At 33.6% G+C, this 10,150-nt stretch carries 9 protein-coding genes; all 9 read right to left on the minus strand.

Annotated elements, in window-relative coordinates:
- Positions 1 to 181: 181 nt before the first annotated feature.
- The gene (locus AA81_RS14415) at positions 182 to 325 is read right to left on the minus strand and encodes a hypothetical protein (protein ID WP_196793027.1); all 144 of its coding nucleotides are present in this window, start codon (positions 323 to 325) and stop codon (positions 182 to 184) included.
- Between the two features lie 579 nt (positions 326 to 904).
- Positions 905 to 1,795: a radical SAM/SPASM domain-containing protein gene (locus AA81_RS09640; RefSeq protein WP_012209360.1), complete on the minus strand. Its 891-nt coding sequence runs from the start codon at positions 1,793 to 1,795 to the stop codon at positions 905 to 907.
- Positions 1,796 to 1,806: 11 nt separating this feature from the next.
- Positions 1,807 to 3,114 carry a hypothetical protein gene (locus tag AA81_RS09645; RefSeq protein ID WP_041534130.1) on the minus strand — a complete coding sequence of 436 codons (1,308 nt, stop codon included), beginning with the start codon at positions 3,112 to 3,114 and terminating at the stop codon, positions 1,807 to 1,809.
- A gap of 8 nt (positions 3,115 to 3,122) precedes the next feature.
- The gene (locus tag AA81_RS09650; protein ID WP_012209362.1) at positions 3,123 to 4,088 is read right to left on the minus strand and encodes a M29 family metallopeptidase; all 966 of its coding nucleotides are present in this window, start codon (positions 4,086 to 4,088) and stop codon (positions 3,123 to 3,125) included.
- Positions 4,069 to 5,298, minus strand: coding sequence for an MFS transporter (locus AA81_RS09655; RefSeq protein ID WP_103079262.1), 1,230 nt, complete (start codon positions 5,296 to 5,298; stop codon positions 4,069 to 4,071). Before AA81_RS09655 ends, AA81_RS09650 begins: the two co-directional genes overlap by 20 nt.
- Positions 5,274 to 6,770: a DUF885 family protein gene (locus tag AA81_RS09660; protein ID WP_103079263.1), complete on the minus strand. Its 1,497-nt coding sequence runs from the start codon at positions 6,768 to 6,770 to the stop codon at positions 5,274 to 5,276. The genes AA81_RS09655 and AA81_RS09660 overlap by 25 nt, the downstream gene beginning before the upstream one ends.
- Positions 6,752 to 8,311, minus strand: a complete 1,560-nt coding sequence (locus AA81_RS09665) for an amino acid--tRNA ligase-related protein (RefSeq protein WP_103079264.1) — start codon at positions 8,309 to 8,311, stop codon at positions 6,752 to 6,754. Before AA81_RS09665 ends, AA81_RS09660 begins: the two co-directional genes overlap by 19 nt.
- Positions 8,308 to 9,642: a radical SAM protein gene (locus AA81_RS09670; RefSeq protein WP_103079265.1), complete on the minus strand. Its 1,335-nt coding sequence runs from the start codon at positions 9,640 to 9,642 to the stop codon at positions 8,308 to 8,310. Before AA81_RS09670 ends, AA81_RS09665 begins: the two co-directional genes overlap by 4 nt.
- A 76-nt stretch (positions 9,643 to 9,718) precedes the next feature.
- On the minus strand, positions 9,719 to 9,889 hold the full coding sequence (locus AA81_RS14260; protein ID WP_169926351.1) for a hypothetical protein: 171 nt from the start codon (positions 9,887 to 9,889) through the stop codon (positions 9,719 to 9,721).
- Positions 9,890 to 10,150 lie beyond the last annotated feature (261 nt).

Below are 10,150 nucleotides of genomic sequence, written 5' to 3' on the forward strand. Positions count from 1 at the left end.
CCTTCTGCCCTTTCTTTTTATGTGTTTGAAGGGGAAGAAAGAGAAGAGTTTGTGGAAATTATCAGCAATTTTTAAATCGGGTAGGAGGTAGATAATTAATTAATTAATTAATTTATTTATTTATCTACCGTCCTTCCTCATCTTCCAATGAGTATTATGACCTCTGCTAACTTCTCAAGATTCAGCCATACATTGCTGCATGGGTTGCCTTAACAGCATGTTCTTGAGATCTCCCCAGGTAAGTGCAATAACTTTCATCCCATATATCCGCCAGATCTACTCCGTGAAGTTCTGGATAGCTGTTGGACTTCGTTTTGTTAGGCAAACTCGTCCACTCCACTTAGCCTTGTATCTGGTTCTTGTTCATCGGACCGGGACTTTGTCTTGGGCTTCCTTCAGATTCCACCTCACGATGGACACCCTTGCCTTCGACTAGTGGTTCCCGCTACCTGGCCCACAACGGACTTTCACCGCTTAGCTATTGCCCATGCTGGGCAACTTGGTCGGCTTTTAGTTTAAAGTATGGTCTATTTTTTGTCTTTAAGCTTGAGATCTTATAATAGATTTTTATTCAATAACTTATCTATCTTCAATTGGAAAAGATACGTATTTAGGAATACCCTGAGTTTGACAATTACAAAAATGTAAGAATTCTAAAACAGGCATGAATAAATGTAAAAAAGCGTTTTTTGCTTTCTGTGTTTTTCAAAAGTGTCACTACATCAAAAATTTTTTTCAAAAAAATAGGCGATTTATTCTCTCAAACTCGCTTTCTTTCGTTCGGTTTACTGAAAAACCATCTCTCAACTGTCAAACTCAAGAGAACACATTGTGATGAATTTCATATCTTAGATCATGCAAAGAACGCTTGAATTAGAACAAAAATATTTGTTATTAAGTGCAACTAAAATACTCCAAGACAAGCGGTTTTTATGCATGACGCAGGTTGAACCTGAGTAAAAAATTTTCTTTTATTTTCTTCAACCTCTTCAGGACTTGTCTGAGTAATGTTACCGAGCCTATACCTTTTATCATCTTTATGTTGATAACATGGATATATACTTCCATCCGAATCGATTACTATAGATTGTCTTGTGAAAGGGCAATCGCTCAATCTTGGAGGAGCTCCAAACTTCATAATTGAATAAATTAATCCTAAATAGTATTCTTTATTATTTTGTTTAGCCCATGAATTTAAGCTGTTTAATATTAAAGATTGTTCTTGCTTGGAGCAATTACCTAAAAATAGTGGGTTATCTTCTCCAACTGCAATAGGATGAAACCTGATTCCAAAATTATTCCGCCTTGCAAAATTTATTAGTTCTTCAATTTGATCAAAATTACCTTTACTAATAATAGAGGTCAAATACCTGCGCCTGACCTTATGATCGCGTAGTTTTAAAATCCCTTCCATTGTTCTTTCAAATCCACCACGATGTTGTTTGTGATAATTAGAAGATATACTGTCTAAACTCACACAAACCTCAACATTATTATCACGAAAGAAACTTGCATGTTTATCAGTTAGTAATGTGCCATTGGTCAAAACTCTGGTATCAATTCCGTATCTTATAGGTATCTCCACAAACTCAAAAAAATCTCTCCTTAATAAGGGCTCTCCTCCAGTAAAGGTAATGGATTCTATTTTCATTAAATGCATGCATTTTTCAACCCATTGTTCAACATCTGAAGGTTTTAAACGAGTGGGAGAATAGTGAAGGTTACCTACCTGGTAATAGCAATAGGAGCAACTTAAATTACAACCACCCATAATTAAAAAAGATTGATGGAGCATCTCTTCACCTCTTATTGGAAATATCCCGAAAATAACTTTATCAGGAAATGAATGTCTATTTTTGCTGCTGATGCAAATCTGCTTAAAAATTCATCAACTTGAACAATTCGAGTGCTAGAACAAAGTAACTCATTTAAAAGATTGAAGTAACTATTTGTTCCTAATGTTTCAAATATATCGTGCCATTTCAACAATAGAAACGCATACTTTTGAAATTTATTATTTGAAATTTCATTTTTTTTGTACCAGTTTAAACGACGCTCTAAAAAGGAATGCCCAAAACGGTAAGTATCATATAATAACTGTAAATGTTCTGCTATTGTTTCTGTAAGTAACGATGCACCTTTACCCCTAAACTTAATATTATTTCCAAACCACTGATGAGCGATTTCATGGGGTAAATAACTAAATAGTAGAGTTTCTGGACTGGCTAGCAATTCCTTTCGAAATAATATTAAATGTGAAAAACTTACTGCATTCGCAATATCTCCTGAATATGTTGAAATGTGAAGATACTTAAGAGGTTTAAAGTGGTCTTCATAATATTGAATAATTTTTGTAATTTCTGATTTATAATCCCATTTATCTTTAAGTGGAACATTAGATATAACTGATCCGTAATAATAACTGTATTGAAAATTGCTAGGTTCGGTCTCTATATTAATTACGATATTTCTAATATCTTCAAAAAACAATTCATTTTTGTTAGCTATACTATGATTTGAAGAATAATAAAGAGAACTATCATTAATTTTTACAACAGCTGGACAAGAAATTGTCCAGGTGGGGAGTGTAAAAGATCCTTTTTGTGACGTTAGCAACAATGAAGATACATCTTCCCAGACAAGTATATAACTTAAATTTATCCTACTTATTCCTTCATGAAGTGCCCCAATAATAAAAGGGCCAAATCTTTGATAATCAACAATCATTAAATCATTGATTGATATTTTTTTTATTTTTTTTATTTTTTCTTCAACTAATAGTATCAAATAAGAGTCTATATTAACTCCTCTTATTTGGTACTGTACATTTAGGGTCAATTCATTTCCTACTTTTTCGATTACAATATTTGCTTGGCATTTATCAAAAAGCTCATCTCTACCATCAAAAAAAACTGTTAGCCACTCTATCGTATTCTCAGTATAGTAAGCAACAAAAATCTTCCTTTCTCCTTTTTTACCAAAAAGGACTAAAAAGAACTGATCCCCATCTTCGATAGGTATATAAGGAATTAAATCGTGAAAGTCGATCCAATTACCGTTAAGAGATAAAATTTCTATCTTTTTTTTATTGTAAAGAAAATGTCTTATTGTCATGACATAAATCATTCCAAAATTGTTATCGTAGGTTCATCAATTATGATGTCATAATGATACTCAGTGGAAATTTGCCCACCTATATCTGTATTGTTACCAAAACCAAAATGGCAAGTTCCGTAAGCCTTTTCACCTGAAGATAACGAAAATAGCTTAGCCATTGATCTATTGGTGCCTATACCAAATTCCCCTAAAAAGGATTCATTAGGTATTTTAAGAAACCTTTCATCTTCAAATCTAGCAACACCATTCTTTATACTAATCTCTATCTTTTTCTTACCCACTTTTGTTACTAGTACTCCATTTGAAGCTTTTTCAATGGGCGCAAAAAAGACCTCTCCACATGGCAGTTGCAAAATACTTTTATTCGTTTTGTTAATAAGACAATCTTCAGTATGGATAGGGCGCTCTTCTCGTTTAATTAATATGTCGGTACCGTTACTGGTAGTTATTCGATATGCACGTCCCCTATTCAACCAATTTTTTAAGCGTTCATTTTCTGTATGAACATTTGAGTAATCAGCACATAAAGCCCGGATATATAAGTGACTTACTAGTTCTTTGAGCGAAGATTCTATATCTTCAGGTGGCCAGTCAATCATAATAGTAGGTTGACCAGAGGTTTGAAGTTCGATAAATCTCTCATGCAAGCGTTTTTGAAATATATAATCGCGGGCTTCTATTGGTAGTCCGAATATCGTCAAATCAGCTTCGTAGAAACCTAACGGCTCAATAAAAAATAATCCATTTTCACATCTTTTGGGAATCCACGAGTTAATATCTTTTTCTTCATTAGGAATACGAACCATTATAGTATTAACTTCATATTTTTCCAATACGTTTTTAAGTTCTATCCAAACGTATTCATTCTCTTTAAAGATAATGATCACTTTTTTAAATTGATCAATTACTCCGCATTCAGATAGTACCTTATGGAAACAAGTATTGATTTCACTATTTTGATTTCTCGACATTCTGTACCCCTTCTCTCACAGTTCTTATTGCAGTACCGATTTTGATTAATAGTGTAATTGTAATAAGGCTTCCTATAAATGCTAACAACCAATTGTAGCGAAAACCTATCTGATCCGCAATATAACCACTTACTAAAGGAATAGTAAAACCAAACAAGGATCCAGCAGCAGAAATAGCTGAAATATAAGATGCTCTCCTCTCACTTGGAATGAAATCATGAACCCATACTGAACTTGCACTCTTATCTATGCCCAATCCCAATTCGATTAAACTAGCTCCTAAGTAGAAAGCAACAATTGAAGTGTGAGAAACAATTGTAATAGAACCAATTGCAATTAAACCTTGTCCTATTATTGATACTTTCACACCTTCAAAACGCTTTAGAAGTATGCCTGCTAAACTATTTCCAACGGCTAATACTACAAGAAAAATAGCCATTGTAAAACCTAAGTATGCGGTAGACAATTTAAGCTCTTTGACCATATATAATTGCCATATCATTACAAAGGTCTGGAAAGCAATTCTTCCTGTCATAGAGTAAATCAAAATTAATCTCATTGTGGCACTTTTAAAAATATCAATTGTGTTTCGAACAAGGGCTTTCCTAAATGAAATTGCCCTATCTCCGTAATTTTCATTTAAAATAAAAATAAGCATGATCGATGTTCCAAGTGCCATTATACCAGCAACTAATAAGGGAAAATCCGGACGACCAATTGCAAGAACAGAGGACAATAAAGCCACGATAGCGCCGAATATTAGTGAAATTGCATTTGCATTCGGAAACACTTTCGCTTTTAAATGCGCTCGACCCTCTTTAGTAATTTCATCAACAAACCAAGCTCCTGGAGTACCACTAATCAATGAAACGCCGACTGCCCACAATAAAATACTCAAGATAAAAGTAAATAGATTATTTGCTTGGAAGAATACCAGTAACCCGATGGACCATATAAAAAATCCTAACACTAACGATCTTTTCCTCCCGTATTTATCAGCAATGTTTCCAGTTGGAAAGTCAAATATACTTAACGCTATTGAAGAAATCGCTAATACCTGGCCAATTTGAAATGAAGTTAATCCCCTTAAACCCATATGAGCAACATAGACGGTTCCGAATAATTTATCAATACCGTTATAAAGGATAATAATAAAATAATATTTCATTATTGTAGAGTCGGGTTTCATTGATTTACCAAAACGCCCCATAGGTCAGATCCTCCTGTTTTTATAAGATTATTATCGATACCATTTACCTCACTGTATTTTTGTATAGCTAAGATACCCACAAGGGGCGCCAAAGTATCAATTGGATTTAAATATGCTTCAAGTAGAATTGATGCAATAATTTCAGAAGGCAAGTCGGTTAAGTTAGACAAATAAGACATTGAAGATGACCAGTCAGCATTCTGTTTGTGAACGCATAACACCGCCAAAGCCTTTAGAGCCATAACAAAATGATCCCTTTTATTCCAAAGGTTCATTTCTTCATCAAAGTTCAATAATAAATACTGATCTTGGACATACTTTGCCCAACCTTCTATGAAAAAAATGTTCTCATATGATAATCTGCATAAATTATTCTTGTTACTTGAATAGTAAAGTGTGCGTTCATAATGGTGGCCAGGGTATACCTCATGTACTAAATCTAAGATAAGTTGGCTTTGGTTACTATAAGAGCTTGGTCTACAGAAAAAGTAAAAGGATGGTTCATTCGTTAATGTATTAACTATCGCGTACGAAGCTCGTGGCTTGTTAATATCTTCATCGTTTAGATCATTTATTAATGAAATTTTTAAACTACCAAGTAACATATTAGAGATATCAAATAGACTAGCGAAGGCAATGGATATGTCTTGTAATTTTTTTTTAATCCAAGCTTTTTCAACCTTAATACCATTCTTTTTAGTTCGTATCTGAGAAGCAATTACTTTGGTATCTGATATTATCTTCAAGCATTTTTCTCTAAGGAACTCTGAATCTATCTTAATTCCAGAGATGTCATCAATAACCCTTTCAAGCTGATTTAAATTCCAAGGTTTTATAATCGGATGTAGGACTGTTTTGTCCTCCAACCTGTTTCTAAACTCTTGTAGAGGTTTTAAAATAGACTGTATAAATTTTTCTGATTCCCCCCGATTAACTAGGACTTCCTCGAGCATTTGAGAAATACGTTTTAATTTTATAGAACCCCATATTCGTTCTATGGAGGGCACCCTTTGCCAATCTAAATTTTCGATTGCAGTAAAACATAGATCAGGTATAGACTTTATACGAGCATCAAACCATTCCTTACTAAAGCTTTTCGATAATTCAGATTGGAATATATCCACAAAAAAATTCAGCTGTCGTTCGATATAAAAATAAGGTCTCGTCTGCCATTCTGACAAAACATCCATTTCAAATAATCTATAATTTATTGATTTAATTAGCATTTGAAAATCAATTGAATCCTCGTGAATAGCTAGTAATTTATTTTTTAGCTCATATAATTTATTAATAGAAGATGTTATTACTGACTTATTAAGTGTTACAAACGGAACCTGGCAATCTAATCCCCATCTCATTATTCTTCCCGGAAGAATTTTTTGCACGACTTTTAAATACTCCTCACATAACTCCGTCGTTTTAACTTGATCAAACCTCGCTTCTTGTTCTATTTTTACTCTATTACTTTCCATCTTCCAGCACCGTCCTTAGGAAATATTATTAAATCATATATTGAGTTGGTTTTGAATATTTGAGACAGGAGTCTTTCCCAACCAAATGCAATTGTATAAAGAGGTGGAGCTCCATTTTGAAGAGCTTCAATGTAGTAATTATAATCTTCCAAATTTATATTCGCTCCCCTGCTTGCAACAATTAAGTTCTCCTTAAACTTTAGAGCATCATGTTCTTTTTCACCACCACTTGCAATTTCTACGCCATTTAAAATTAAATCATGACTTCTTAAATATATTTTTCCATTTTCTTTATAAGTACGACCAAACAAACTTCTACTAAAATGTTTTAAGTACTTTAATTCCTTTTCATTTAACTCATCCATTTTAAATAAATATGGGAAGTTCTCCACCCATCCAATACCTATCTCTTTTATTGATTGGTTTAAGTATTTCGCCAATTGTCGACAAAAAGCTTTTATTAGTGGATCGTACCTTTCACTCTTAGGTTGAAGTATAAAAAGTGTAACATCACTTTTTATATTAAATTTAGAAATCCACGCCTTAAAATTTTTCAAGTGGATATTACCATACTTTTTCACATTTCCACCCGACATGGTCATAATACCTACATTTTCGAAGTACTTACCTAGAGATTCAAGCAACGTTCGAAGAACAAATTCAGGCAGTAATGATTTTACTAATACACCTTGAAAAAGACTATCAGTTTGAGAATTAATAATTTCTTTCGAATAAATAATTGGAGTTAGAATCTCATTATATCGAAAGTCAGGTCGATCATTACCAAATTTCATGATTGATTCATCGTACGTTATTCGAGAAAAACTATTTGAAAAACCTTCGCCTTTTAAATTGTTTATGAGATGCGAAATCAATCTCTCAGAAAATTCTCTTCCTTCTTCCATGCTGGTAAAAGCCATAGTTAAGTGTAATTGGTTAAATTCTAGTGACTTAGTATTATCATCTCCCTGGGGATCCCACCTAAAACAGCGAGAAAATTGAAATGTCCTTTCAAGACCGCCAATTGCAATTAATAGTGATGGAACTAATGGAGATTGAAGGAGGGAATACATTGAATTATGAAATTCAGGATGAACAGCCTCTAACTCCAGCTGCCCATATTCTCTAATAGGCGGCTCCCATAAGATGGGTGTTCTTATTTCTATAAAATTGTTTTCTAATAGAAAACCTCGAACAAGTTGTTCAGCGATATTCATCTGCCGAAGTAAGTTCACATGTTCTGTTTGTCTATATTTTTTTATTGATTGAACTTTATCATTTGAAATAATTAAATTCGATCGGCTGATTATGCTCAATTCTTTTACCATTATTTTATTACCACAATAAAGCCCTTTGACCTGGACACGGCTTCCTATTTCAGAAGAAAGTTTTTCATCGATATCTTTTATAATGATTGCACCCGTGAAATCACGAACAATTAAGTCTTCATTGGATACGGCTAACCAACCGCAAATTTTTACCATAGAATTTTCTGGTAATTGATCCAACTGTTTAATCAATGTTCTCTTTTGAAGATTCACCTTTTCACCACCCACTCGACCATATCTTTATAAAATTTACATCGATCTGGATTTAATTCTCCCCTGCGTAAAGCCAGTTCAAGGCTGCAAGGACCACCACAGATTTGACTAGCAATGCAAGTATCGCATTCAGGATGATCAGAAGTGTTATAATGCCACAATCTGAATTTTGATTCTTGCTTTATCTGTTTTGGGTCATCCGATACACATCTATCGTCTTGGTGATGAACAAGACAATAAGAAAAATCGCCTGTTGCAGAAATATATATTGACCACTCTGCTTCAGCTTCTCCACTATTTCCATCCACACAACGACCAACTTGAGCAGACTTTGATTTGATTATTTTGGGAATGAACGTCCCCGGTCCAACGAAATTAACATTTTTTTCAATGCAGTATTCCCACGCCTTTTGAGTGGCTTTCGCAAGACCATGTCCTTCTACCTCCCAACCTGCCTCTGTCGGTTGAGGAGAATTAACACCAACAGTTGTTGCTCCCAAATCTTCAACAAAATGCTTAACAATTTCTGGAATATGAACCAAATTGTCATTCCGCGGTGTAAGCAAAATATTAACATTTCCACCTGAACTCCTAAAATTATGAATTCCTTGTAAAACTCTATCATATGTTCCTTGCCCTCCTTTAAACACGCGACTTTTATCGTTAAGGTCTTTCCACCCATCAAGGCTAAATGCTACATCAAAATTCCATTTGTTTAAATAATCTGCAATTTTTTTTGTCATAAGAGTTCCATTAGTTGTAATTATTTGTGAATAATTGCTTATATTATTTTTATTTTTCGCATCAACTAACATTTCATTACCCCTCTGTATTAGATCAAATTTTAGAAGTGGTTCCCCACCAAAATATTGTACACGTGGTACGTTTCCTCGATTCTCCTCAATAAACCAGTTCATAATCTCAACAAATTTTTCCATACTCATAACTGGCTGACGATGCTTATAAAATTGTTGTTGAAAACAGTAGGAACAAGCCATATTGCATTGCTCAGTAAGATCAATGCGCATAAAACCTATTCTTCCCTTCTTCTCTCTCAGTGCCTTACTCCGCAGTTCCCTCAATCGTTTTAATGCTTGATTTGACTCGTTTTCCTCTTTATAAACAATAATTTTTGAATCAAATAATTCAGATAACTCTTTAGTAATGTTTACACACTTTGAAGGAACCAAATATTTATTTATAATTTCGTAGTAAGATTGTTCTCCTTCAAATATTTCAAGATTCAAGCTATTGAATATTATTGTTTTATCACCTTTTTTAAATGTATGAAGGTATCTTGATTTAACAAGTTCTTTTCCTAATTTTATCATTCAAATGCCCCACCTTTATATGTTGTAATAGTAACCCGAAGAAGGGAGGAACACTTAGTATTCCTCCCTTTTTAGCTTACTCCTCGTTTTTAAGTACGATTTCAGAAGGCTCGGTTTCAATCCTAGCAAGTGCTTCAAGAATTTCTGTTTCAAATTCGTTGAAATCACTTTGAAAAAAAGCCGCATCATGTGAACGACAGCACATATCACCCCAGCCACTTAAGTAAACTTCCTTTTTTGCTAGCATATGGTTTCACCTCCTTAATAAGAGATTTTATATAGTGTCTTCAGAAATTCTAAAACATGCATTGTAACCAACTTTTAATACCTTCAATATTATACTTTTACCTCCTCACTGCATAATTTATTTGATACCACATTTTTATTATCTCGTAAGGAGGTCATTCAATTGTCATTATTCGGTAACTCTTCTCAACTGTACTTCGATTTCGTCTACTCTGACTATATGAAAGAACATTCTGAATTTAAGTATCTCCTTGATTTAATC

The organism is Petrotoga halophila DSM 16923, from assembly GCF_002924615.1.